19 protein-coding genes are annotated in these 25,127 nt (G+C 42.3%); 12 read left to right on the forward strand and 7 right to left on the reverse strand.

Annotation, left to right across the window (positions count from 1 at the left end; all coding sequences use genetic code 11):
- From IQ270_RS12370 to IQ270_RS12385, 4 genes are all read right to left on the reverse strand, one after another.
- Positions 1–2,765: DUF4347 domain-containing protein (locus IQ270_RS12370; RefSeq protein WP_228056298.1), on the reverse strand; the 2,765-nt coding region annotated here is incomplete at its 3' end.
- A gap of 707 nt (positions 2,766–3,472) precedes the next feature.
- The gene (locus IQ270_RS12375; RefSeq protein WP_193973506.1) at positions 3,473–6,127 is read right to left on the reverse strand and encodes a C39 family peptidase; all 2,655 of its coding nucleotides are present in this window, start codon (positions 6,125–6,127) and stop codon (positions 3,473–3,475) included.
- 298 nt (positions 6,128–6,425) lie between these two features.
- Positions 6,426–6,866: a peroxiredoxin gene (locus IQ270_RS12380; protein WP_193973507.1), complete on the reverse strand. Its 441-nt coding sequence runs from the start codon at positions 6,864–6,866 to the stop codon at positions 6,426–6,428.
- 358 nt (positions 6,867–7,224) lie between these two features.
- Positions 7,225–8,715 carry a catalase gene (locus tag IQ270_RS12385; RefSeq protein ID WP_193973508.1) on the reverse strand — a complete coding sequence of 497 codons (1,491 nt, stop codon included), beginning with the start codon at positions 8,713–8,715 and terminating at the stop codon, positions 7,225–7,227.
- A 160-nt stretch (positions 8,716–8,875) separates the two neighbouring features.
- On the opposite strand from IQ270_RS12385, the gene IQ270_RS12390 reads away from it, so the two are divergent.
- On the forward strand, positions 8,876–10,060 hold the full coding sequence (locus IQ270_RS12390; protein WP_193973509.1) for an AAA family ATPase: 1,185 nt from the start codon (positions 8,876–8,878) through the stop codon (positions 10,058–10,060).
- 3 nt (positions 10,061–10,063) lie between these two features.
- Positions 10,064–10,777: a hypothetical protein gene (locus IQ270_RS12395; protein ID WP_193973510.1), complete on the forward strand. Its 714-nt coding sequence runs from the start codon at positions 10,064–10,066 to the stop codon at positions 10,775–10,777.
- Positions 10,778–10,930: 153 nt separating this feature from the next.
- On the opposite strand, the gene IQ270_RS12400 is transcribed toward IQ270_RS12395, so the two are convergent.
- Positions 10,931–12,289 (reverse strand): NB-ARC domain-containing protein, encoded by a 1,359-nt coding sequence (locus IQ270_RS12400; RefSeq protein ID WP_193973511.1) that lies wholly within the window; start codon positions 12,287–12,289, stop codon positions 10,931–10,933.
- Between the two features lie 203 nt (positions 12,290–12,492).
- Between IQ270_RS12400 and IQ270_RS12405 the strand changes: the two genes are divergently transcribed.
- The 10 genes from IQ270_RS12405 (at position 12,493) to IQ270_RS12450 (ending at position 23,727) form a co-directional block, all read left to right on the forward strand.
- On the forward strand, positions 12,493–12,831 hold the full coding sequence (locus IQ270_RS12405) for a hypothetical protein (protein WP_228056299.1): 339 nt from the start codon (positions 12,493–12,495) through the stop codon (positions 12,829–12,831).
- Positions 12,832–12,910: 79 nt separating this feature from the next.
- Positions 12,911–13,582: a vWA domain-containing protein gene (locus tag IQ270_RS12410; RefSeq protein WP_193973513.1), complete on the forward strand. Its 672-nt coding sequence runs from the start codon at positions 12,911–12,913 to the stop codon at positions 13,580–13,582.
- Positions 13,583–13,681: 99 nt separating this feature from the next.
- The gene (locus IQ270_RS12415; protein WP_193973514.1) at positions 13,682–15,475 is read left to right on the forward strand and encodes a protein phosphatase 2C domain-containing protein; all 1,794 of its coding nucleotides are present in this window, start codon (positions 13,682–13,684) and stop codon (positions 15,473–15,475) included.
- Positions 15,476–15,481: 6 nt separating this feature from the next.
- Positions 15,482–16,477 carry a protein kinase gene (locus IQ270_RS12420; RefSeq protein WP_193973515.1) on the forward strand — a complete coding sequence of 332 codons (996 nt, stop codon included), beginning with the start codon at positions 15,482–15,484 and terminating at the stop codon, positions 16,475–16,477.
- Positions 16,478–16,490: 13 nt separating this feature from the next.
- Positions 16,491–17,069, forward strand: a complete 579-nt coding sequence (locus tag IQ270_RS12425; protein ID WP_193973516.1) for a hypothetical protein — start codon at positions 16,491–16,493, stop codon at positions 17,067–17,069.
- A gap of 279 nt (positions 17,070–17,348) precedes the next feature.
- Entirely contained in the window at positions 17,349–17,759 is a 411-nt protein-coding gene (locus tag IQ270_RS12430; RefSeq protein ID WP_193973517.1) for an Npun_F0494 family protein, read from the forward strand.
- A 123-nt stretch (positions 17,760–17,882) separates the two neighbouring features.
- Complete coding sequence (locus IQ270_RS12435; protein ID WP_193973518.1) at positions 17,883–18,215, forward strand: hypothetical protein; 333 nt, start codon at positions 17,883–17,885, stop codon at positions 18,213–18,215.
- A gap of 29 nt (positions 18,216–18,244) precedes the next feature.
- Entirely contained in the window at positions 18,245–21,817 is a 3,573-nt protein-coding gene (gene ileS, locus IQ270_RS12440) for an isoleucine--tRNA ligase (RefSeq protein WP_193973519.1), read from the forward strand.
- A 154-nt stretch (positions 21,818–21,971) separates the two neighbouring features.
- Positions 21,972–22,571 carry a hypothetical protein gene (locus IQ270_RS12445; protein ID WP_193973520.1) on the forward strand — a complete coding sequence of 200 codons (600 nt, stop codon included), beginning with the start codon at positions 21,972–21,974 and terminating at the stop codon, positions 22,569–22,571.
- Positions 22,572–22,665: 94 nt separating this feature from the next.
- Positions 22,666–23,727 (forward strand): NAD-dependent epimerase, encoded by a 1,062-nt coding sequence (locus IQ270_RS12450; RefSeq protein WP_193973528.1) that lies wholly within the window; start codon positions 22,666–22,668, stop codon positions 23,725–23,727.
- 143 nt (positions 23,728–23,870) lie between these two features.
- Here the strand turns inward: IQ270_RS12450 and IQ270_RS12455 are convergent, their stop codons facing one another.
- Both IQ270_RS12455 and IQ270_RS12460 read right to left on the reverse strand, forming a co-directional pair.
- Positions 23,871–24,167, reverse strand: coding sequence for a hypothetical protein (locus IQ270_RS12455; RefSeq protein ID WP_193973521.1), 297 nt, complete (start codon positions 24,165–24,167; stop codon positions 23,871–23,873).
- A 351-nt stretch (positions 24,168–24,518) separates the two neighbouring features.
- Positions 24,519–25,028, reverse strand: a complete 510-nt coding sequence (locus IQ270_RS12460) for a dihydrofolate reductase family protein (protein ID WP_193973522.1) — start codon at positions 25,026–25,028, stop codon at positions 24,519–24,521.
- Positions 25,029–25,127 lie beyond the last annotated feature (99 nt).

Raw genomic sequence — 25,127 nt, forward strand, 5'->3', positions numbered from 1 at the left:
GTTGGCGCTGGAGTTGGCGCTGGAGTTGGCGCTGGAGTTGGCGCTGGAGTTGGCGCTGGAGTTGGCGCTGGAGTTGGCGCTGGAGTTGGCGCTGGAGTTGGTATTGGAGTTGGCGCTGGAGTTGGTGTTGGTATTGATATTGGTGTAGGCGCTGGCGTTGGCGCTGGTGTTGGAGTTTCCGATGGTATAGGTGTAGGCGCTGGTGTTGGTGTTGGTATAGGTGTAGGCGCTGGTGTTGGTGTTGGTATAGGTGTAGGCGCTGGTGTTGGTATTGGTATTGGAGTTTCCGATGGTGTTGGTGTTGGTGTTGGTATTGGAGTTTCCGATGGTGTTGGTGTTGGTATTGGAGTTTCCGATGGTGTTGGTATTGGAGTTTCCGATGGTGTTGGCGTTGGCGTCGGTGCAGTGTAATTAATAATAGTTGTGGTAGCGGTATCAGCGGTAATTACCGGTGTTGCCGCTGCGATACCTGTGGGATTTGACAGGGTGACGGTAATAGTTTCATCGGGTTCAACCGTGGTATCGCCCAACACATCCAGAGTGATGGTTTTTGATGTTTCACCCGTCGCAAAATTAATCGTCCCAGTAGCAGTTTTTGCGCCAGAAGTGCCGCCGATATTGTTATAATCGCTGCCGTTGGTAGCTGTTCCTCCGATCGCATATATGACGCTACTTGCCCCGGTAGTGACGTTGCTGCGAGTCACAGTGAAAGTCAGAGGTTTTTTGCCGCTATTGCCTTCGTCAATGCTGGCAGTATCGGTGGCAATGGCATAAGCAACAGAAACTTGATCTGAAATAGTAAGTGTGGTTGTTTTTGTGGAACCCGCAATGCCACCAGTAAGTGTACCAAAGTTGAAAATTACGGTTTCCGGGTCTTCAGAGATATTGTCTGGCTTGATAGTAACTACAATATTTTTGGTAAGTGCATCACCTGTTGCACCTGCGGGGAATGTAATCGAAGTAGGGGAAAAGGTGTAGTCTAAATTTTCGGTGGCTGTGCTACTGGGGTCGAGGAGAATTGGCACAACTACATCGTTTAAGGGAGTGCCGCCCGCGATTTTGACGGGAACATTAACTACTGTATCTGTTGTTCCTTCCACGCCGCTGTAAGTGGCCGCACCAAAATTAACTGTATTCGACGTATTCAGCAGAATCGAGACAGTTTGACCGGAAGTTGTAGCTATATCCAACTTACCGTCAGCATTAAAATCTCTCGCAACCGCAAAAGCAATATAACCATCAGTGTTCGGGGCCTTCGGGAGCGTAAAGTTGCTGAGAGTACCAAATTTACCCGTACCATCTCCTGACAAGACTGAAAGTTCCTGCTGCACGTAGTTAGACGTGGCTAAATCGAGTTTGCTATCGCCACTAAAATCCCCTGCAACCACAGATTCGGGACCTCCAAATAGATAAGGTGTGACACTAAAGTTGTTAGCAGTATCAAAATTACCCGTACCATCTCCCAAAAAGACAGAGACAGATCGATTGGAGCTGTTATTGGCGGCGATATCGAGTTTGCCGTCGCCATTAAAGTCGCCTGTAACGACAGTGCGAAACTCACTCCCTGCGGCAAGGTTAACGGGGGAGTTAAGGTTAACGGGGGAGTTAAAGTTGCCTTTACCATCTCCTAAGAAAACGGAGATGTTATTAGTCTTTTCATAGTTCGACGTGACTAAATCGAGTTTGCCGTCGCCGTTAAAGTCGGCTGTGGCAACACTATACTTGCGTGTTTGTGTATTAATCTTAACGGCAGTGCCAAAGCTACCAGCACCGTCTCCCAAAAGTATTGAAATGAAGTTATCGAGATAAGGAGTTGTGGCTAAATCTAACTTGCCATCTCCATTAAAGTCACCGGCTACGATCGACCTATGATCTATATTTTCACCAAAGTTGATAGGATCTGCAAAACTGCCAGTACCTGTCCCCAGCCGGATCGAAACGAAATTGCCGTTACCTTGTGAATCCTTACGATTCGCTACAGCTAAATCGAGTTTGCCGTCTTTATTAAAGTCGCCCACTGCAACACCAGAGGGATTCTCCTTACCTGCTGGCTTAAGTAAGCTGATAGGAGTACCAAAGCTGCCCGTAGTACCCGTCCCCAACAATATGGAAATATCTCTTGGGAAGAAGCGATCCTGCTTACCTGTCACTACTAAGTCGAGGAAACCGTCACCATTAAGGTCGCCCGTATCCATGTCTCCAGCATTTGGTACAGTATAGTTCCTGGCTTCACTGAAGGTGGCAAGGACGTGGCTGTATGCTGCTAGAACTTCGGGCCGAAATGCTAAAGAGGCTGCTATTTTCCCGGTTGTCACTTCTAGTTCCCAGTCGCCGCCTTTTGCTGCACTGCCGGTGAGGTTTTTGGAGGCGGCAACCTTGGTATTTGTGAGTTGGGCGATGCGCTGGATGAAGGTGAAGGATGTCAATGCGACATTACAACCGTAAATCAGAATATCCGCACCGACAGTTAAAGCACTCCGCCACTGCTGCAATTTCTCGGCATAAGCTTCCAGATTGTCAGCACACAATCTAGTTTTTCCCAATTGCAAGCTACTCGGACTGCCGTGAGAAACTATGTGAATGCTGTCTATATTTGTCCGAAGAGCTAAAATTTCGGTAATTTGTGCAATCGCATCCCTGTCCCCATCCAAAACCACTACTTCGGTACCCGGTGTTACCCCGGCAATTAAACTTTGATAATCTGTAACAAGGCGATCGATAAAGGCGATCGCATTTCCTGAAATTTGAGTGTTTAAATTTCGCATCACACCACCTATTCCTGGTTTAAAAAAGAGTGAAAATTTGTAGTCTCAACCATAACGGTTTATTGCCTAAAAATCTGTAAAGATTTAATGAATATGGATTGATCAATAGTCCCTCGATCGACCTTGGGAGTGCCAAGAGTGCCTCCCCCCGCCCACGAGGGCGATCACAGGGGGATTGCCCCTATAAAGAATGGGGGGATATGCAAATCGGGTCGATCGCACTTTCTATCGTATTTTTATTAAATCAGGTGGCTATTTGAGAACTTGAGTGAGTTCTCATCGACTTCTCATCGACTTTTGATTAGACCTCTGCCACAAATAAGTTTTTGTCCGGGTAGGGCAAGGCGTAACGTATTATTAAGTAGTATTGCGGGCGATCGAGATTTCGATACAAACGAGACATCAAGAGGGTTGCAGTCTTAAATTGACACAAATGCCATGCCAACCTACCCCGATCGACTGTCGCAATCTCGATCGCACCTCATATCGTTTCCGGTTGCATCCGAATCATAAAATCGAGTCAACAGTCAACAATCAACAATTCCGGTATGAGTGCAACTCACATCTTGCACCATTGTCAGCAACGGGCTAGAAGCCAGTTCCACAACAACTGCATTTTCTTGTGGGGTGGGCATCCTGCCCGCCCAGAACAAGCTTATTGAAAATGGTGCAATATCTCAGGTGCAACCGGAATTGATATCAAAAGATTACCCTGCAATAAAATGCGCCCAAACATTCCCATCAGGCCCCGCAACTTGATTGACGTAACTGTAGGGATACATCAACTTTCTTCCCTCAGTATTGCTGTAACCGGTGAGTGCATCTCCCCAAGGATCTTGCACGATATAACCCTGAGAATTGTAGCCAATTAAAGTGATAATGTGACCGGCCGCCGTAAAATCTCCGGCTAAAACTACCGGCCACCGATTCAACAATTGGGATCGCACATCCGCCCATGTACGAGTCGTATTAAAACTCGTCTTAAACCCGTAAGCCTGAATCAGCGCCGTCAGCACGTTGTGATCCGTTTGAGAACCCTGACCGGCATAGTCAAAACACCACTGCAACAACTCATCCTCCAACTGTCCGCCCCATTTAGAACGAACGCCGTAATAATAAAACACCATGGCGATCGCAGTTACATTGCAAGTAGACCAGTCAAAACGCGGATTGTCCCGCTGCGAAAAATACGGCACGTTCAATTCCACATTGTTCGGAACCGGATCGAAAATTTTATCTCCGCGCTTGAACTGAACAAAATTCGGCAAAACATAACCTGTATTGCCAAAATTTGGCAGTTCTTCAGTCAGGGAAACTTTTAGGTAACTGCCTTCCAAACCGTAGCTTTCCACGCCGTAAACTCTACCTAAAGGCAGTGTAATCCTCTCCGTAGCACTTAGCTTGCTAGCATCTAACGGGCGTTTTTTTAACACAGTTGGTTGCAGCATTGTCATTGTCAAAGCATCGGGATCAAAAGGAACTTCTTTGCCATTTTTCTTGATTTTAACGTGCTGCCAATAAATAAATCCCACATTGCCGAAACCGGGAATAGATTCGGCGAGAGTTACTCGGAAATGCCCCAAAATGCAGGCATAACCAGTGATGGTATAGGTGCTGCCTAAAGTTATTTCAGCAACTCGTTCGGCAGGCAGTTTGGATGAATCTACTGGTTGGCTTTTAATCAGAGTTGTTTGAGTTACCAACAGTTGAGCGCCTCCGCTGTTGTTCGGTACGTCGGCGAGGTCAAACTTCAAAATTTTCGTACCTTTGGCCAACTGAACGTCTGGTTCGTAAAAATAGCCAAAACTGCCGATCGGCGTAATTGCCGAATCCAGAACCACCTTGAGATGGCCGTCAATAAATCCGTACTTGCTAACCGTCAAAGTTTGACCTGCTTTGACAAAAACTTTTTGCTGATTGTCGAGGCGGGAAGAATCAACCGGAGCTACCTTGAAAAAAGTAGCAGAAACTATCTTTAAGCTCAGAGATTTTCCGACAGTCAGTGGATCGGAACTGACTGTAATGTAAACTATTTGGCTGGCGGTAACGTTGCCTTTGCTGTCAGTTGCGCGCAACCTCAGCCAACGAGCTCCTGCTACGCTAAATCCTTTAGGCAAATTCACTTGCCAAGTGCCTGCTTGTTTGTTTAGCGTAACCGTTAGAGGAAATTTATCCTCAGCTATTACATCGACTTTTACCGCTTCCTGCTTGTCAAAAGTACCTTTGAGGACGATCGGCTGATTTACCAAAACTTCTGTCGGGCTTTGATAAGTTAAATTCGGGGCAGGATTGAAAGATTTACCTGCGCGACTGAATTCCACGAAATCGGGAAAAACAAAACCCGTATTCCCAAAGGGCGGCAAATTTTCAGTCAGCGAGACTTTGACATCACCTTGTTCTATAGAGAATCCCGAAACTCCGTAAATCATTCCCACCGGCAAAGTAATTTTTTCTTGCGGTTGCAGGCTTGCCACATTCACCGGCCGCTTTTTCAACACAGTAGTTTTGATAACAGTCATCGTAACTGCATTTCTATCAAACTGAATTCCTCTCCCGTTTTGCAAAATTTGGACGTGCTGCGAATACAAAAATCCAGATTTGACAAAGTTGGGAATCGGGCTATCTAGGGTGACGCGAAAATGATTTTCTACGCAAGCGTAGCCGAAAATATTGAAAGTTTCTCCCTGATAAAATCGGACTTTCTGATTTTCTGCTAAAGTAGCAGAATCTGCGGGGTTGCGCTTGAACCATGTTTTTTTGTTTACCCACAGCAACTGCATTCCAGGCGCTGGAGTTGGTAATTGGGCGCGATCGAATATCATGATTTTTGCGCCGTTAGTGATGACTGCGTGCTTTTCGTAAAAAAAGCCGGAATTCCCCACCGGAGCAATTGGATTCTTTAATTTAACATTCAGGTGTCCGTCTTCTAACTCGTAGTCGGTAATTTGATAAGTTGTTCCTGCTGGTATGTCCGCTTTTTGCAGCTCGTTGAGATTGCTGCTGGGCAGTGTTCCGACTTTGAATCTGGTAAATTGGAGAGTAATTAACGTAAAAGAGCGATCGGGTGTGTTAGAAGCAGGATTAACTTTGATATTAATTGTTTGTTCGCCGATCACTTTGCCAGTCTTATTAGTTGCCTTCACCTGAACTGTGCGAGATCCGGCGCTATCAAATCCTTTCTCTAAACTGATGTTCCAAATACCTGTAGATAAATTCATCTCAGCATTCAGGGGATTTGAGCCTTCTGCTGCTGAAATCGCCACCACTTGATTTTTGTCAAAACTGCCCACTAAGACAGCGGCTCGATTCGCCTCAACTTCTTGTGGGCCTAAGTAACTGAAAATACTGTTATTGCTTGTCATTATCTATCTGTCTACCTACTTAATTATTCAGCTACAGTAAGGATAACTTCTGATTTTATCAAACACAATGACTCGATCGCTGACAAAACCGCCCCTCGACTGAATCTAGGGGCGGTGAAAGCCTTTTAAAGCATGAATTTTGAATGGTTGGCGGGATTTGCACCCAAAATATAACTGTAGGGGTGTGCATGGCGCACCTGACGACAATCTAGGCTGGTTGAGCTGATTTGTCGTGCAAGTTTTGGGGGAACAAATATAGTTAGAGTAGGTTGTTAACCCCCGTACCCATGACCCCTCACTAAACTATGGTAACGAGAATATCTTGAGCGTGAGTGTCAACTTTCATGGTTTCGCCTTCATAAACCTGAATGATTTTGCCGGTACCGTCGATGACAAAGGTAACGCGCTTGGCATAATCACCTTTTTCAACATCGTAAGCTTTGGTAATTGCGCCATCAACATCTGCTAATAGTTGAAAAGGCAAACCGTACTTTTCTGTGAATTTTTGGTGCGATTCTTCGTTGTCGCGGCTGACACCAAGAACTACTATATCTTTGCCTTTGTATTCTTCATGGGCTGCTTTGAAGCTTTGGGCTTGTCTGGTGCAGCCGGGGGTGTCATCTTTGGGGTAGAAATACAAGATTACGGTTTTACCCGCAAATTCTGAGAGGGATACTGTCTTGCCGTTTGTGTCTTTGGCGGTGAATTGAGGGGCAGCGCACCCAACTGGTAATGTCATAGTTTGGTTTTTCTTGTTTGGTTTTTATTGCAGTTCCTCAAATTATTTTACTTGATTCTGTGCCTTTTCAAGAGACAATTGCTAAAAATCGCGATCGCCCCCAACTCCATGACATTAAGCTGTACTGCATTTAATTTGCACGTAAGACGCAGGCTAAGTGCCTATTACACCCATAGTTTCAATACTAGACCTCTTGCACCATTGTCAATAATCCTTTGTGGAACAGGCCGGAGAGCCTGTTCCACAAAGAGTAGATTTTCTTGTGGAACAGGCCGGAGAGCCTGTTCAGCGAGAATAGTGCAAGATGTGAAAATAGACATCTGCTTTTTAGCAGATGTCTATTGAATGTTCGCAGGTTCTACACACCAACCGGTTGAGCAGCCGCCGCCATCATGGATGGATCGAGCTTAATCCCTAAACCTTCTGCCACTTGGCGGCCGTAATTCGGATCGGCGCGGAAGAAATGGCACAGTTGGCGCATCTGAATCTCCGGTTTTGCTGCACCCAAACTTTCGACAATATTAGCGACAAGCCGCTGCTGTGCATCGGGTTTCATCAAGCGATATAGGTCTCCTGCTTGGGTGTAGTCGTCATTGCCTTTACGATGATCGTAGCGATCGACTTTGACATTTCCTAAGTCCCAAGCTGGGTCAGCATAGACACAGTTTTGCTTGGGCGTATCCTCATGGCTATTGGGTTCGTAGTTCGGCCCGTTACCACCGTTGTTACCCAATGCCATTGCGCCATCCCGTTGGTAGTGCATCACCGGACATTTTGGTTGATTAACCGGCAATTGCTGATAGTTTGCACCGAGACGATAGCGTTGAGCATCTGCGTAGGACATGATGCGAGATTGCAACACTTTATCTGGAGAGAAGCTAATTCCTGGAACCACATTAGAAGGAGAAAATGCCGCCTGTTCGACTTCCGCAAAAAAGTTTTGGGGATTGCGGTTGAGTTCGAGAGTTCCCACATCAATTAAGGGAAACTCAGAATGCTTCCACACTTTCGTCAAGTCAAAGGGGTTTTCGTGATACTCTGCCGCCTGGGCCTCGGTCATTACTTGAATGCAAAAGCGCCACTTGGGATAATTACCTTGCTCTATCGCCTGAAACAAATCGCGAGTGGAATGATCTGGATCTTCACCTTTGATCCGCATTGCTTCTTGGGCGGTCAAATTTTCAATACCTTGCATGGTTTTGAAGTGGAATTTGCACCAAACTCGTTCTCCTTGAGCATTGATGAGGCTGAACGTGTGGCTGCCAAAACCATCCATGTGGCGGTGGTTTTTCGGTGTACCGCGATCGGAAAACAAAATTGTCACCTGATGCAGAGATTCTGGACTTAAAGACCAGAAATCCCACTTGGCGTTAGGATCTTTGAGATGGGTTTGGGGATGGCGCTTTTGGGTGTGGATAAAATCAGGGAATTTGATCGGATCGCGAATGAAGAAAACAGGGGTGTTGTTACCAACTAAATCCCAGTTACCTTCTTCGGTGTAGAATTTGAGCGAAAAGCCTCTGGGGTCACGTTCGGCATCTGCTGAACCTTGTTCGCCACCTACGGTAGAGAAGCGGAGGAGAACCTGAGTTTGTTTACCAATTTCTGAAAATAACTGAGCTTTGCTATAGCGAGTAATGTCATGGGTGATGCTCAACGTGCCAAATGCAGCGGCTCCTTTAGCATGGACAACGCGCTCTGGAATGCGTTCTCGGTTGAAGTGAGCCAGCTTTTCCATCAGGTGAAAATCCTGGATGAGGATGGGCCCGCGTTCACCGGCAGTCAGGGAGTTCTGGTTATCTGCAACGGGAATCCCGTCAGCCGTTGTCAATGTTTTATGTTCTGTCATGGTTGGTAAATTTATTGCTGTATCCTCAGTGTTCCATAGGTTTCTGGGAGGGGGGTCTATCTGCGGAGGTAGTTATCAAATGGGCGATCGGGTGTTACACTAGACAACAAAATGTTTGATCCAATTCTTATAAAAACTTTGTCATAAAGCTCAGGAATTTATGAAGCTAGATAGTTTTGAATATGTGTCTAATAAAGGATTGCCTAGTGAATGGCGAGTAGAAGAATGTCGATTAAGTCAAGTCAACTTAATTGTCGGAAAAAATGCGAGCGGTAAATCCAGAATTGTCAAATCAATACATCTGCTGTCGCAGCTTTTGTCAGATGATAATATTGAGGCACACAATGATGAATGGCATTTGTACTTTGATATCGATCGACCAGAATCCAAAACAGAATATATATTAAAAATAGAGAAAGGTCTTGTCGTTCAAGAAAAGCTAATTATGTATGGTGAGGGCAATGAACCGCTGTTGTTAGAACGAGATAGATCGGGTGAAGGTACTATCTTCGCTAAGGAACTGAACCAAAAGATTAGGTTTCAAACTCCCAAAGCAGAACTTGCAGCCATCAGGCGCAGAGACTCTATTCAACATCCATTTTTAGAAAAATTATACCAGTGGTCTAACTCCCTAAGATTTTACGAGTTTGGAACACAGCTAGGTAAGAATTTCATGACTTTGATGTCATACCCTACGATAAAATTATCAGACAACAAAAGGGAACTAAAAAGCTATAACTCTGTTGTCAGTATTTTTCAGGTTGGGAAACAGCAAATCGGAGATGAATTTATTCAAGCAATTATCAGTGACATGAAAAAAATAGGTTACAACTTATCAGAGATTGGAACCAAAGTACCATCTGCAATAGAAGGCGAGATTTCTCTTGACGACAATATAGATAATCTCCCAGAATTCATATATGTTAAAGAAGAAAGTTTAGAATTTGTCACAGAACAATCAGAAATATCACAAGGAATGTTTCGAGCTTTATCCTTATTGATTCAAATTAACTATTCTTTACTAACAACTAAGCCTAGTTGTATTGTGATTGATGATATTGGAGAAGGCTTAGATTATCAGAGGTCTTCTGCTATAATTAAAATTCTCATTGAAAAAGCTAAACAAGGATTGTTTCAACTCATTATGACCACTAATGATGAGTTTATAATGAATGGTGTTCCGATAGAATATTGGTCAGTTATTGAACGAAATTCTGCCAGTGTCAAGTTACACAATATTTATAATTCACATGATAAGATTGAGGAGTTCAAGTTTATTGGACTTAATAACTTTGACTTATTTACCAGTGAGTTTCTGCTGGAAAAAACATCCGATCAAGCATAAATTATGAATGCCAAAAAAATAGCTTGTTTTGTGGAAGGACAAACAGAACTGATTTTTGTTGAAAGGTTATTTCAGGAAATTGCTGGATATAAAAAGATATCTATTGAAACTTATAAATTTCAAGGTGGCAAAACTAAACGTACAATTCAACCACTTAAACCGAGTATAGTCCAAGATGCTCCTTTTTTTGTGCTTTTATATGATTGTAGTTCTGATTCCCAGGTACTTTCTGATATCAGAAAACAGCATGAAAGTCTAACGAATAGTGGCTATGAAAAGATTTTAGGATTGAGAGATTTATACCCAATATCTTTAAGTAGAAAGGGAGAAGTAGAAAGAGGAATCAAAGGATTTTTGAAGCCGTTGCATAAAATGGGGATTCCAATTTGTATGAATTTAGCTGTTATGGAAATAGAAGCATGGTTTTTAGCAGAATGGCATTATTTGTCTAAATTAGATAATCGCTTAATTCCAGATTTTATTCTCCAAGAATGTGGTTACGATTTAAGAAGTATAGATGTTGAACAAAGACCACATCCCAGTCAAGATTTAGATGATATTTATCAGTTAATAGGTTGTAAGTATGACAAAAGTGAAAAAATTTCTCAAGAAATTATCAACTATCTAGATTATGATTTTTTGTACTTGGAGTTAGTTAGTCGTGTCAAACAACTCAAAAGTTTTATTGGTGAGATAGATAGTTTCTTGGTTGAGTAAATTAACTCTAGTTGAGTTACACGAATTTCTGACTTTAGAAGATGCGGCATATGCGTAGGGTGCGTCAGATCGGAAGAACTTGTTGAAATTCAAATAATTAATGTCTGACGCACCTTACAAGTTTTAGGGAATGATTAGTTAACTAAGTTAATTTCAATATGAATCTTGACAACAGGTTCTCACATATTCTCGAACAACAAGAGATAAATCAAACAATACTTTCTCTCCTTCTATTCTGTTGAGTAAATAACGTTGACCCAAGGATCGCAACCCATTCATTAAGTCCATTGATGACAGAGATAAACTTTGTCTTAAATCTTCCCTTGACACAGGTACATCAAATTTGCTTAATTGTAAAATAATCTCTTGTTCTGTGGATGATAGCCGTTTGAATAATTCAGTCAACCGAGATTTCATATCCTTAGTGACAACTAAACTATCTTCTTTTAAAAAATCAGCAACTTTCCCCCCAAATATACTTTTAATTAAACTTGCAATATCTTTTAAATAAACGGGATTACCTCCGTATAAATCACTCAACTCTGTCCAGCATTCATCATCTTTTAATCCCCATGTTTTTACGATTTCTGTAGTGTCTAATCCTTGTAAATCTAAGCACTTAATAGGATATAACTCCTCATCCGGGCTAACCATTTCTTGACATTGTTCCTGACTAATCAAGATGAAGCTACTTTGATGTTCTATATTTGCGATCATTGTCAATAAATTTTGGTAATTTTTAGATTCCGTTTTGAACTCTCCTACCAATTCTCCCTTAATAAATAATTCTTGGAAATCATCAAGGATAATTAAACATCTTTGTTGGCGCCAAAGATGGAATAATTGAGTTAGCTTATTGTCAGTTTGAATAGAATCATCTTTAACACCTGTTAAAATTTCATCAATAATGTTATCTAAAGATTGAGATAGTTTGAGAGTTTTCCAGATTACTACATCAAAATGTTGTTTATTTAGGTCAACAAACTGTTTGACTAGGGTGGTTTTGCCAATTCCACTTAATCCTAAAACTGAGACTAGATGAACATTTTGGTCGCTTAACCAGTGGGAGAGGGTTTGAAGTTCGGTTGTGCGATCGTAAAAACTGGTGATTTTCGGTGCTAGGGTTAAATCGTGAAAATTTGATCGAGGTTTACTTTTAGGCTGATTTTGTTTATTATCTTGATGAGGTTGATATAGCGTTTGCGAACAAAAATTCAAGTTATGATTATTTCCGACACCGCTCACCGATGATTTAACATAGATCCTTTCTATTGTTGAACGAAAATTGTATTTATTAACATCTTCACCTAACTGTTTAGATAAAATCTGCCATAGCTGACGCCCAACATTTCTAACACGACTTTCACTACGCTTACAATCATCAGCAATTTCATCATAGGTCTTTCCCTGGTAAACCCCCGTGACTACAGCCTTTTGAACATCATCCAAGTGTTTTCCTGTCTTAGTGAATACCAACTGATCGGCACATTGTAAAACCTCTGTAACATTCATAAAATGTATCCACAGTAAATTTTTGACTATTGTAGTATATTTTAAGACATTACCTTAAATTTTGTTAAAATTGGTTTAGTTTTGAAAAAAAACACAAGATAAAATAAGATATTTTAAGCTTGTGTTCGCTTGATAAACTATGTATAGTGAGTTTTATGATTTTGTTTTGAACAAGGCGTTTCAGTATGTCAATGCCCCAAAAAATGACTGATGCTAATCTTAGATCGATTCCATCCGGTCTATCTGGCATTTATGCAATATATCATGATTTTGATGGAGAAATTGATACTGCTTATGTAGGAAGGGCCAAAGGGACACCTGGAAGTTGTATTAAGACAAGACTGCAAAAACATTTTAGTGGTAAAGATAAGCAGCGCATTGGAAGTGTGATATCCAACCACCAAGATGAGTTTTTCTTTTCTTATGAAGTGATTGAAAGTTATGAAAAATTGAAAAGAATTGAAAAATCCGAAATTTTCAAGATATTACCAGCGGGGAACGTCCAACGCAATTTCAAAATAGAAGATTTAGGTATCGAGTGAGTGAATTATAAATATTTTTAAAATTCATCTTGCTCAGACAAAGTTCAACATCAGTTAATGACAAGAGAGGTAAAAGTTTATGAGTGATGGTCAAAGTGTTAAGTATGCAGTGGACTTGGTGATGTGTATTGATGGCACTGGTTCAATGGGTCATTTAATTGAAGAAGTGAAGTCAGCCGCTCTCAAGTTTTACGAGCAGCTAGAAGCTAAGATGAAAGAAAAGAGTAAAAAAATAGATCAACTGAGAGCTAGGGTAATTGTATTTCGGGATTATTGGGCCGATTCACCCGATAAGGTTATGCAATGTTCAGAATTTTTTGACTTGCGATCGCAGTCCTCCGATTTTGCTAATTTTGTCTCTCCAATTAAAGCTGACGGTGGTGGGGATGAACCGGAAAATGGGTTAGAAGCGGTTGGGTTAGCACTTAAGTCAAAGTGGGAAAAAGGAGACTTTAGCAAGCAACGATATGTGGTAGTTGTTTACACCGATGCTAGCGCTCATAGTTTAGACAAAAGCCCTAAACCCAGTCACTATCCTAATGATATACCAAAAAGCTTTGATGATTTGACGGATTACTGGCACGATATACCAACATCAGCCAAGCGTTTATTACTGTTTGCACCTGATGCTGAACCCTGGACAATGATGAGTAGTTGGGAAAATACGATTCACTATGTTTCGGAAGCAGGTAATGGATTAGAAGAACTAGAAATAGATCAAATTTTAGAAGCGATATCGGGGAGCATATAAGCAGGTTTGTTAATTAGCTATTTAAGTTAACTTAATTACAGGAATATGTATTAAGTTAACTTTTTAAATAACCTACAATCTTCAATAAAAAATTCAATTATGGCTATGACTAAATTTAATTTAGTAGTAAATATAGAAGTTGCTGAAGGCAAAGGCGAAGATGCCAACCTAGCTGAAGATTTTGGACAAACTTTCTTGATGGGCGTGTTTGACGGATTAGGAGGCCGATCGGCTGGTTACGGTGGTAAAACAGGGGGACGTATTGCCTCAGAAGAATCATCTCAAATCAGCAAAACATTTTTCAAACAATGGCACGGTGAAATAAAGCCAGAAAATGTCATTCAATTGCAACAGCAAATTTGCAGATCGCTGAAAATTAAAGCAGATATCGAGATGCAGCCGAAAACTTCATCTCGGCTAAAAGGTTCTTTAGTGGAACATAAACTTTGTACAACGATTGCCCTGGCTAGCATTCCCAAGCAAAAAGGGCAAGAAAGGATTTTTGAAGCTAACTTGGCTTGGATGGGAGATTCACGAATTTATTTTCTCAGTCCAACTAAAGGTTTACAACAACTGACCAAAGATGACTTAGTAACTCCCAAAGATGCCTTAGAAATGTTGAGACAAGATCCACCCATGTCTCAATATTTAACCGCCAATATAAATCCGACATGGCAAATTCATTTTCAGCATTATGATATTAAAGAACCGGGCTGTTTTTTAGCTTGTACTGACGGCTGTTTTCAGTATTTTTCGGCTCCTTGGGAATTTGAAAAGTTGTTGCTAGAGATGCTCTCTAAGTCAGAAGGGGATACAATGGAGAAAAATAGTTGGCAACAATTAATTAAACAAAGATACACAGAGATTAAGCAAGATGATGTTTCTTTAATTCTCTATCCAGTAGGATTTAATGGGATAAAGCACTTAAAGAGTTCTTATCAAGAACGTTTGCAGTATCTCCAAGAAAACTTTATGGCTCCTACGGCTAATGCTCGCTATGAGGATGTACAAACTCTGTGGGAAAAGTATAAAATTGATTATGAATATTATTTCCAATTTATTCAAGATATTCAGCTAATAGCTACTTCTAAACTACCCGTATCAGAAGATTATCCCTCCAGTTCAGCCACTTCTGCCACTTCTAGTTTGAGTACACAAGAACTTAATCAAGTTTTTAAACAGAAAGCAGCAGCCAAGGCTGAAGAAATTCAAACTTTGTTGGAGCAGGCTTACTCTTATTATGAAAATAATCGCTTAAAAGAAGCTCAAGATTTCTGCATTCAAGTTTTGAATATTGAGGTTCATCACAGTGAAGCTAAATATCTTTTAGGATTGATTTTCACTAAATCAGCTTTTACCGAAAGCAATTATAACAGAGGAGAGTTATTCAAAAAAGCTGCTTCCTACTTCGAGGAACTTGTTTCAAACAAGTCGGCTGTGGAAAAACTTATAGCTGTCGAAAAGATTGTGGAATCATACCGAATTCTAGGTTTTATTTACTATTCTTTAAATAGCCCAAACAAGTCTGTTGATTATTATCAAATATTTTTTAAGAGTGAGGGTTCAGACAAATTAGACAACTGGCAGGAACACTTGAACTTTTTTGTGATCTCTCTGAGGAATTCCACAGGCAATAAATGCGATTATGCTAATTCAGCCATACAATTTTGTCACCGTCTAGTTCATAATACTAAACTCTTACCTTATGGTAAAATTACTGTAATTTACTACTTCATGGCACAGTTACAAGAAATAGAAGGAGAATTTAATGCAGCCTTAAATAGTCTTAAAAGAGTTTTGGAAAATTCTTTGCAACTGGATGATAAAATGCACCAAGAAGCGCAACAAATGTATCATAAAATTATGAATAAGTTGAACGGCAGGAGATATTAATAACATATGTCTTACAAAAAAGGTGATGTTATTGCGGAAAAGTATGTAGTAACCCGTGACTTTGATAGTGCTAACGGTGGTCAATGTCAATGGGGTTTTGCCGTGTACAATGGTAACGAATATTTTGTCAAAAAATTTCTCAGTCCAGTTTATCCAGGCGAAGATGCACCAGGAAGCGAAAAAGGAAAACAAAAGCGACGCGATCAGTGTGATGAATTTGCTAGAAAACAGTTAACTATTCAAACAGCATTATCGGCTTGTGGTGCAGGCGGTTCAGTAGTAGTGATGGTGGACTTTTTTAAATATGGTGACGATTATGGTAAACATTTCTTCAAAGTCTGCCAAAAAGTCGATACCAGTTCCTTATCAAAGGAAATACATACACTAGATCCCAAAAAGCGTTTATTTGTGATGCTAACAGCAGCAGGCGCACTGAAAATTTTACACTCAAATGGGATTGTCCATCTTGACTTAAAACCAGATAATGTGCTGATTCAAAAATGGGAAGGAAGGCAAGTTGCTAAAATTATTGATTTTGATAGTAGTATTCTTGAAGGAGAATCGATCGCAGCAGAATTTTTAGTCGGCGATCCGGTATATTATTCCCCAGAATTTGCCAAACATATTGCCACAGCAGGAAAAACACCCGCACCCACTAAAAAATCTGATATTTTTTCCCTGGGTTTAATTTTCAGTCAATATTGGACAGGCGATCGTCCGATGTTATCAGAAAAGTATACTTATGCTCACGAAGCTATTCTGGATCGAAAAAAACTGGAATTACCATCGATTAAAAATACAACTAAATTGCGCGGAACTCTCATTGAAAATCCACTAGATACAGAAGTGCGTAAACTAATAGGAGAGATGTTAGCTTTAAACTATGAAGAAAGACCTGATATTAATCAAGTACATCAAAAAATTAAATATTATTATAATAATGGTGTTCCACCCAAAGATGGTAGAAATAAGCTAATCATTAATCTGAAGTCCAAATTATGAAAGTTTTGATTTTATGAAAAAAACTTACCAGTGTAAAGGTTGTGGGAATGAAGTTATTTCACTGATGAAGCCTTCAGAGTGTGAGGTTTGTACGGGACGAGAATGGACGAGATTAGCTACGAGTAAACCGATTGATTCAGGAGATGAAACTATGGCTATTGACAAAGATATATTTTCTTCGTTTAAATTTCGATCTACAATCGAGGGTTATTGCCGAGATATTGGCTGGAATATTTCTAGCATTGATAATCAAATAGCTGTAATTAGGTTTGATATGGAATCGGGAAGTACACAAACTTTATTTATTGTCAAGTACGATTCAACTCTTGAGTTTTCTTGTCCGAGTGGCTTGAAATTTGACGACATCGATGACATACCACATAATCTGTCTACGTTTCTTCTTGGCAAAAATGCTGAATATAAACTCGGTTTTTGGGCTTTGCAAAAAATAGGAGAAAAACAGACCTTCTCAATTATTCATAATGCAGAGATGAGTTTAATAGACGTTAATTATTTCAGAAAACTACTAATTATTTTGGTAGAAAAATGTGATGAGTTTGAACAAAACATTGAAACATTAATCAATAGTTAATAGTTAGAGTTTATGGAAATGACTTGCTTTTTTGGATGTGGGTGTTGAAGGTAGAACGATCGCCCCTCCCCAACACCACTGCAACATCTCTGTTGTGGATGTATTTTTCAGAACCAGGACTTACGCATGGGGGCAAAAACCCGGTTTCTATGTCAATATTTATCGAAAAAGTGACGATTATTGGAAGAAACCGGGTTTTTTGTGTAAGCCCTAAGAACCATACTCTCCTGACTCTAAATAGGTGATGATAAGAATAGTACCTGTTCAAAAGTTCTGGAAATGACTTTTATCCCATCCGAAGCGTTTAAATCTATTAGTTATCCCGATCGCACCGTCAAAAGAGCCGATCGCGCCGTCCGCTGTTCCCCTTTTCAATTACACTTCTTCCAGACCATCCGCGATCACAGCGTTTTCCTCAGCGCGATCGCCTCAAATTCCGGTGTCGAAAGCGGTTACACCCGATCGCCCGTATCCGAACTCGTAGCCGAAAACTCCCTGCTGTGGCTGATTCAAGTCGGCGTGTTGCGGCGGGAAGTAGACGGACAAGGGATTACCGACAGTTTTCGCCTCACGCCCCTGGGCCGCCAACTTGTGGAAAAATGGGAACGGGAAGCAGATAAAGTGCCGGATGCTTCATTGTGCGATCGCCTGGGAAATACCGTCAGCCGCGGGTTCGGACTGTTTGTATAAACTTTTCTCGCCCTCTGCGGCCTGACACAGAGTCCAACAGTCCGACCACGATCGCACCATAGCATTTTTTGAAGAACCGGGCGCGATCGTCCCCTGGTTGACTGAGTAGCGCAACCTCAATTTATGAATGATTTTTTAACCGCAGAGGGCGCAGAGGGCGCAGAGGTAGAGAAGAGAGGGTTCTCTACGGATTTGGTTCGATCTAATGTGCGGTTGATCGCCTATACTGGAATATCTGGTTGTCAGCTCTTCAAGGACGAGAGAGGACTAAATTCCTTGCTAAAAACTAATTATGATTATTTCACCGGACTTGATAAGTTAGTCCACCTAACTAAAAATAAGATATTGATGGCTGAAAAAATTGCTGTACAAGCATTCCTTCTTCCTTCTTTCTTCTTTCTTCCTTCCTTCTTCCTTCCTTCTTCCTTCTTCCTTCTTCCTTCTTCCTTCTACTAACAACTAACTACATAAAACTTTTCTCCAAAATGGAAGCTAAATCTTACAAAGACACCGTAAATCTGCCCAAAACTAAGTTTGATATGCGGGCTAACGCCGCCCGTCGCGAACCGGAATTGCAACAATTTTGGGCAGATCGAGAAATCTACGATCGCCTTTCCCAAAATAACCCTGGCGATTTGTTCATCCTCCACGACGGCCCGCCCTACGCTAACGGACAACTTCACATCGGCCACGCCCTCAACAAAATCCTTAAAGATTTTATCAACCGCTACCAAATGCTGCGCGGCAAAAAAGTTCGCTACGTGCCCGGTTGGGATTGTCACGGATTGCCGATCGAACTTAAAGTCTTGCAGAACATGAAATCGGCCGAAAGGCTCAATCTTACGCCGACCGAACTCCGCCACAAAGCCGCCGCCTTCGCCCAGCAAACAATGGAACAGCAGCGCGATTCCTTCCAGCGCTACGGCATTTGGGGCGACTGGAAACACCCGTATTTAACCATGAAACCCGAATACGAAGCCGCTCAAATCGGCGTTTTCGGTCAAATGGTACTCAAAGGCTATATCTATCGCGGCTTTAAACCGGTTCACTGGAGTCCGAGCTCGAAAACAGCCCTCGCCGAAGCTGAATTGGAATATCCCGAAGGCCACACCTCGCGCAGCATCTACGTCGGCTTTCACGTGAGAAAATTGTCAAAATCTTTGCAATCGAAGGTCAAGCGCTATATGCCGAGCCTCTGGGCCGCGATCTGGACGACTACCCCCTGGACAATTCCGGCAAATTTGGCGATCGCCGTTAATCCCGAACTGACTTACGCCGTGGTGGAACCGTCGGCAAATTCCCACATAGCCCAACAATTTATGTTAGTTGCTGTCGATGCGGTCGATCGGCTTTCGGCAACTTTGAACACTGAATTAAAAATCCTGGCTACCTTCCCAGGTAAAGAATTAGAAGGCTGCACCTACAAACATTCGCTGTTCGATCGCGAAAGTCCGATCGTTGCCGGCGGCGACTACATTACCGCTGACTCAGGAACCGGATTGGTGCACACCGCGCCCGGCCACGGACAAGAAGACTTTATCGTCGGAAAACGCTGCGGTTTACCAATTTTAACTCCCGTAGACGAGAACGGCAATTTCACCGCAGAAGCTGGAGAGTTTGCAGGTTTAAATGTCCTCGGAGACGGCAACAGCGCTGTGATTGAGGCACTGGAAAAGGCAAATTCTTTGATTAAAGAGGAAAGTTACGCTCACTCTTATCCTTACGATTGGCGCACGAAAAAGCCCACTATCTTTCGGGCGACGGAACAGTGGTTTGCGTCGGTGGAAGGGTTCCGAGATCAAGCATTAAAAGCTATTTCTAATGTGAATTGGATTCCCGCCCAAGGTGAAAATAGAATTACGGCAATGGTGGGCGATCGATCGGATTGGTGCATCTCCCGCCAGCGGACTTGGGGCGTGCCGATTCCGGTATTCTACGACGAAGAAACTAACGAACCGCTGTTAAATGAAGAAACCATCGCCCATGTCCAAGCCATTTTTGCTGACAAGGGTTCCGATGCTTGGTGGGAATTGTCGATCGCCGAATTGCTGCCAGAATCTTACCGCGATAACGGCCGCACTTACCGCAAGGGTACGGACACGATGGATGTGTGGTTTGACTCGGGTTCTTCTTGGGCTGCTGTTGTCAAAGGGCGATCGGAATTAAACTATCCTGCTGATATCTATTTGGAAGGTTCAGACCAACACCGCGGCTGGTTTCAATCCAGCTTGCTAACCAGTGTAGCAACCAACGGCATCGCTCCTTACAAAACAGTTTTAACTCACGGTTTTGTGCTGGATGAAAAAGGCCGCAAGATGAGCAAATCTGAAGGCAATGTAGTCGATCCGGCCGTCGTAATTAAGGAATATGGAGCCGATGTTTTGCGGTTGTGGGTGTCTTCGGTAGACTACTCGGCAGATGTGCCTTTGGGTAAAAACATTCTCAAACAGCAGTCGGATGTTTACCGCAAAATTCGCAATACAGCTAAGTTTTTGTTGGGAAATTTGCACGACTTCGATCCGGCAAAAGATGCTGTAGCTTACGAGGATTTGCCGGAACTCGATCGCTATATGCTGCACAGAATGGGCGAAGTTTTTGCGGAAGTGAAAGATGCTTTTGACAGCTTCCAATTTTCCCGGTTTTTCCAAACAGTGCAGAATTTCTGCACGGTGGATTTGTCTAATTTCTATCTGGATATTGCCAAGGATCGGCTTTATATCAGCGCGACAGATGCCCAGCGCCGCCGCAGTTGTCAGACGGTAATTGCGATCGCAGTTGAGAATTTGGCACGGGCGATCGCACCTGTTTTGTGTCACATGGCTGAGGATATTTGGCAGTACCTTCCCTATCCTACGCCTTACAAATCCGTATTTGAAGCCGGTTGGGTGCAACTTGACGATTCGTGGCACAATCCAGAATTGGCGGCGCGCTGGCAGTATTTGCGCCAAGTGCGCGGGGAAGTTAACAAGGTTTTGGAACAGGCGAGGACTGAAAAGGTGATCGGTTCTTCTTTGGAAGCTAAGGTTCTATTGTACGTTCCCGATGTTGAAAAAAGACAGCAATTGCAAGTTTTGAATCCTAGCAGCGAAGAATTGATGGATTATGTGCGATCGCAAAATTCAGTCATAGAGTTAGCAGCAGCAGAAAAAGCAAAAGCAGTACAAGATCGACAGGAAGAACAAGCAGCAAATGTTGCAAAAACCTTGACAATAAAGACTGTTAGTGATCAAGAAAAAACAGTCGCTAAGCGCGATCGATCTTCTGAAATTGTAGAGTATTCTGCGCCTGAAGAGTCAGCTTTAGATTTGCAGCAAATGTTAGATCGCAGCGCCCAGTTTGTCGCCGATTTACCTGCATACGCGGGCAACTTTTTCACAGAATACCAAAAATTACTGGTAACGCTTGGGCTGCTAGCTTCGGTGTTGGTAACAGGTCGAGTAACCCTGGCGATTTTGGATACGATGAATCAAATTCCGATGCTGGGAGGCTTGTTTGAAATCATCGGTATCTTATTTACAATCTGGTTTGCTTTTCGTCACTTGCTGTGGGCTGACAACCGTCAAAAAATGGCAGAAACAATTGATTCGCTGACAGCAGATGTGCTGGGACAAACAACTGCGCTTGTGCTTGCAGAAACAAAGGCGATCGTACTAGCACCCGCAGTAGAGACAGCGCTTGTACCAATACAGGCGCAAACATCCGCAGCCCAACCAAGTTTTGCAGAAACACCTGCAATCCCGAAAGCAGAATTAAGTGTGGAGCCCCAACCAGAAACTCCTGCTGAAGTAGCTGTACACCATCATTCTGAAACGGGTAGCAACGGTGTAGATGAATTGCGCTATTTGTTCATTACTTCGGAAGTGGAACTGGTTGAATCGAATGCAATCCTGCAAGAATTGCCGTACAGTTACCAATCTCCAGAGTTGGCGATTGGCGTAGTCAAAGCAGACGGCCAAAAGTGCGATCGTTGCTGGAACTACTCTACTCACCTCGGAGAGTCGATCGAACATCCGGCAATTTGCGAACGCTGCGTCTCAGCAGTTGATGGCAAATTTTAACGCAGGATGTGTAATAAATAGTTTGTTATTCCCAGTGAAACGAAGCAATCGCTTAATTTCCGCCATTGCTTCGCTTCATCTCACTCCTCTCTTCCTCTGTGTACTCTGCGCTCTCTGCGGTTAAATCATTCCGATAATCAAAGTCAAAAAATCAATGGCTTACAGCGATTTCAAATTAAGTAATGTAAGTAAAATCTTTGAATTAACAATTGCCGAGTCTTCCCAACTCTTGGCTGATGTTCCAGAAATAGAAGCCAGCGAATTATTAACAACCATTCTCAAAGAAAATATCGATTTAGCTGTTTCAATTAATACCGAAAAAGCTCGATCAGAAATGATAATAGCACCAATTCTTATAGAAATTAGGCGCAAATTAAATTATAATATAAGTTTGTTTTCGGGCATTGAGTTTAATGTCGATCCAAGTAAAGGACTAAATGGACTTTGCGATTTTTTAATGAGCAATTCTCAGGAACAGTTGTTTATTTCCACTCCCATATTGGCAATTGTAGAAGCAAAAAATGATAACTTGAAAGCAGGATTAGGTCAGTGTATCGCTGAAATGGTAGCAGCACAATTGTTTAACCAACAAGAAGGTAATGACATATCGGTTATTTACGGCGCTGTGACAACTGGCACAGTTTGGCAATTTCTCAAACTCGAAAATAAGGTAGTTTCGATAGATTTAACTGAGTATTTTATCCGAGATATTAAGAAAATTATAGGAATATTAATCAAAGCTATGAACGGCTAACACTAGTATGTACACTCAACAGCGAACAGTCAACAGTCAACAATCACTTGACGGTGCAACCAGAATTGATATTACCCATTCCCCATTACCCGCAATGAAAATTTTAGTAACTGGTGCAGCAGGCTTTATCGGCTATCATTTAGCCCAAAGATTACTATCTCAAGGGCAACAAGTTTACGGCATCGATAATTTAAATGACTATTACGATGTCAACCTCAAAAAAGCGCGTTTAGCTCAACTTCAGCCGCATTCGCAATTTACTTTTCAGCATTTAGATTTGAGCGATCGCCCTAGCATATCCCAACTTTTCCAAAACCACAAATTTGACCGCGTTGTTCACCTCGCCGGTCAACCGGGCGTTCGCTACTCGCTGCAAAATCCTCACGCCTACGCAGACAGCAACCTGACAGGATTTATCAACATTTTAGAAGGCTGTCGCCACAGCCAAATCCAGCATTTAGTTTTTGCTTCTTCCAGTTCCGTTTACGGTGCTAATACTAAAGTTCCCTTTGCAGTTAGCGATAACGTCGATCATCCGATTTCGCTTTACGCCGCCACCAAAAAAGCTAACGAACTGATGGCTCATTCCTACAGCCATTTGTACGGTTTGCCGATTACGGGACTGCGCTTTTTTACAGTATACGGGCCTTGGGGAAGACCGGATATGGCTTATTTCAAATTTGTCAAGGCGATCGCCGAAAACAAACCCATTGATGTTTACAACTTCGGCAAAATGCAGCGCGATTTCACATACATCGACGATGTAATTGAAGGAGTTGTGCGAGTCATGGCAAAACCGCCTCAATCGATCGCCCAAAATTCTGCCACCACCGCTCCCTACAAGATTTATAATATTGGCAATCATTCGCCTGTGGAATTGTTGACTTTTATCGAAGTCATTGAAAAAGCAACGGGGAAAACAGCCGTTAAGAATTTTTTGCCAATGCAGCCCGGTGACGTACTTTCTACCTATGCAGATGTAAGCGATTTGATGCAGGATGTAGGATTTAAGCCGAGTACGCCGATCGCCCAAGGCATCCATAAGTTTGTAGAATGGTATCGAGACTATTACGGCGCTGCGGGCGAGAACTCTTACAGTCAAGAGGCTGCTGAGATAGAATATCTTCCCAGTGGCGATCGTCTGGCCAAAGTTTGAGCGCCAAAAATATTCACTAATCTGCTTAAAAACGCATTAGTGTTCCCGCTATTGGTTCGATCGTTCGGACTGAAGTCCGCACTACGAACCAATATTACAGATACTCCCGATTAGAGGAAAACGAGATAAATCGATTAGCAAAACTATTTTCGGTCAAAAAAACGGCAGACAATTTCACCAGGGTTGTTTTTTCCAAACGCCAAAACAGTGCCATCTTTCTTAACCGTAGTGCGATCGCGACAATTGTAGATTTCCAGAGGCTGTTTAACTCGATCCACACTCAGAGTTACCCTGTATTCCCAATAATTTTTCGCACTGCGTTTGATATCGACAATGCAAATCTCGCGCCCTTGATAATTTCGGCAAACAGATGCCTCAGCCGGCAGCGCCACCCAGAAAACAGATATTAATAGCAACCAGCAGCAAAAATATTTCATCATCCTCAAGCCGCCACATCGTAAGCAATGAGAATTAAATAACTTACCATTTTTATTGTTCTTGTGGGACGGGCTATAGAGCCCATCCCACAATTATGTGTAAATTATTTAATTCGCGATCCTAAGATAGCTGAACCATACCAGAAATGTAAGACTGACATCCAGTTAGTAGCTGGTAGGGTGCGTCGCCCGAAACAATCCTCAATTGGGAGCGACACATCGATGAGCGACGCACCTTACTCGCATAGCTCAGCTAACAAACTCAATACTCATAATTTTTGCTTTCTGGAGGCAAGAATTGGTATAAATTAGCAATTAAAGTGCGTTGCCGAAACTTGCACAACAGGCTCGCCCTCATGTCGCCACATCGTAAGATAGCTGAACCATACCGGAACTGTAAGTCTGACATCCCGTGAGCTGCAAAGCTGTAGTATTGGGATTAGCAAATAAAGGAATTCCCTCGCCCAAAATCAGCGGGTGCACCGAGAGAATTAACTCGTTTACAAGATTTTTGTTCAGGAAATCGCGAATTAGTAGAGAGCCTCCCACCAACCAAATATTCTTGCCTTCAAGCAAGCGCAAATCGTTGACAAAACTCTCTACTTGTGTTACCGCTTCTACTTCCGAAATTCCTGAAAAATCTAGATTTTTGGTAAAAACATAACTCTTTTTTTCTTGGTAAGGATACTCGCCAAAAGTTAGAACTTGTTCGTAAGTTTTGCGGCCCATGAGAACCGTATCGATGCTATCTAAAAATTTAGTATAGCCGTAATTTTGGTCTGTGAACAGCCAGTCAATATCGCCATTCGATCGCGCGATATAACCGTCCAAACTAGCTGCAATGAATAGTACAATTTTACGCATAGCAACACCGAGATTTTGGGTGCGGGCGCGATCGCCCGAATCACCTTAATCTTTAATCATATCATGCCCGAAGATAACGATCGCCACAAGATTAGCGGG

This window comes from Microcoleus sp. LEGE 07076 (assembly GCF_015207455.1).
GTDB lineage: Bacteria > Cyanobacteriota > Cyanobacteriia > Cyanobacteriales > Microcoleaceae > Microcoleus.

What these genes read in the sequence shown, in the direction of transcription:
- IQ270_RS12455 (WP_193973521.1), bottom strand. Translation starts at nt 24,167, where the DNA reads ATGATGAAATATTTTTGCTGCTGGTTGCTATTAATATCTGTTTTCTGG.
- IQ270_RS12430 (WP_193973517.1), top strand. Translation starts at nt 17,349, where the DNA reads ATGACTTTTATCCCATCCGAAGCGTTTAAATCTATTAGTTATCCCGAT.
- IQ270_RS12390 (WP_193973509.1), top strand. Translation starts at nt 8,876, where the DNA reads ATGAAGCTAGATAGTTTTGAATATGTGTCTAATAAAGGATTGCCTAGT.
- IQ270_RS12400 (WP_193973511.1), bottom strand. Translation starts at nt 12,289, where the DNA reads ATGAATGTTACAGAGGTTTTACAATGTGCCGATCAGTTGGTATTCACT.
- IQ270_RS12380 (WP_193973507.1), bottom strand. Translation starts at nt 6,866, where the DNA reads ATGACATTACCAGTTGGGTGCGCTGCCCCTCAATTCACCGCCAAAGAC.
- IQ270_RS12420 (WP_193973515.1), top strand. Translation starts at nt 15,482, where the DNA reads ATGTCTTACAAAAAAGGTGATGTTATTGCGGAAAAGTATGTAGTAACC.
- IQ270_RS12375 (WP_193973506.1), bottom strand. Translation starts at nt 6,127, where the DNA reads ATGACAAGCAATAACAGTATTTTCAGTTACTTAGGCCCACAAGAAGTT.
- IQ270_RS12445 (WP_193973520.1), top strand. Translation starts at nt 21,972, where the DNA reads ATGGCTTACAGCGATTTCAAATTAAGTAATGTAAGTAAAATCTTTGAA.
- IQ270_RS12410 (WP_193973513.1), top strand. Translation starts at nt 12,911, where the DNA reads ATGAGTGATGGTCAAAGTGTTAAGTATGCAGTGGACTTGGTGATGTGT.
- IQ270_RS12435 (WP_193973518.1), top strand. Translation starts at nt 17,883, where the DNA reads ATGAATGATTTTTTAACCGCAGAGGGCGCAGAGGGCGCAGAGGTAGAG.
- IQ270_RS12425 (WP_193973516.1), top strand. Translation starts at nt 16,491, where the DNA reads ATGAAAAAAACTTACCAGTGTAAAGGTTGTGGGAATGAAGTTATTTCA.
- IQ270_RS12395 (WP_193973510.1), top strand. Translation starts at nt 10,064, where the DNA reads ATGAATGCCAAAAAAATAGCTTGTTTTGTGGAAGGACAAACAGAACTG.
- IQ270_RS12405 (WP_228056299.1), top strand. Translation starts at nt 12,493, where the DNA reads ATGACTGATGCTAATCTTAGATCGATTCCATCCGGTCTATCTGGCATT.
- IQ270_RS12460 (WP_193973522.1), bottom strand. Translation starts at nt 25,028, where the DNA reads ATGCGTAAAATTGTACTATTCATTGCAGCTAGTTTGGACGGTTATATC.
- IQ270_RS12385 (WP_193973508.1), bottom strand. Translation starts at nt 8,715, where the DNA reads ATGACAGAACATAAAACATTGACAACGGCTGACGGGATTCCCGTTGCA.
- IQ270_RS12450 (WP_193973528.1), top strand. Translation starts at nt 22,666, where the DNA reads ATGAAAATTTTAGTAACTGGTGCAGCAGGCTTTATCGGCTATCATTTA.
- IQ270_RS12415 (WP_193973514.1), top strand. Translation starts at nt 13,682, where the DNA reads ATGGCTATGACTAAATTTAATTTAGTAGTAAATATAGAAGTTGCTGAA.
- ileS (WP_193973519.1), top strand. Translation starts at nt 18,245, where the DNA reads ATGGAAGCTAAATCTTACAAAGACACCGTAAATCTGCCCAAAACTAAG.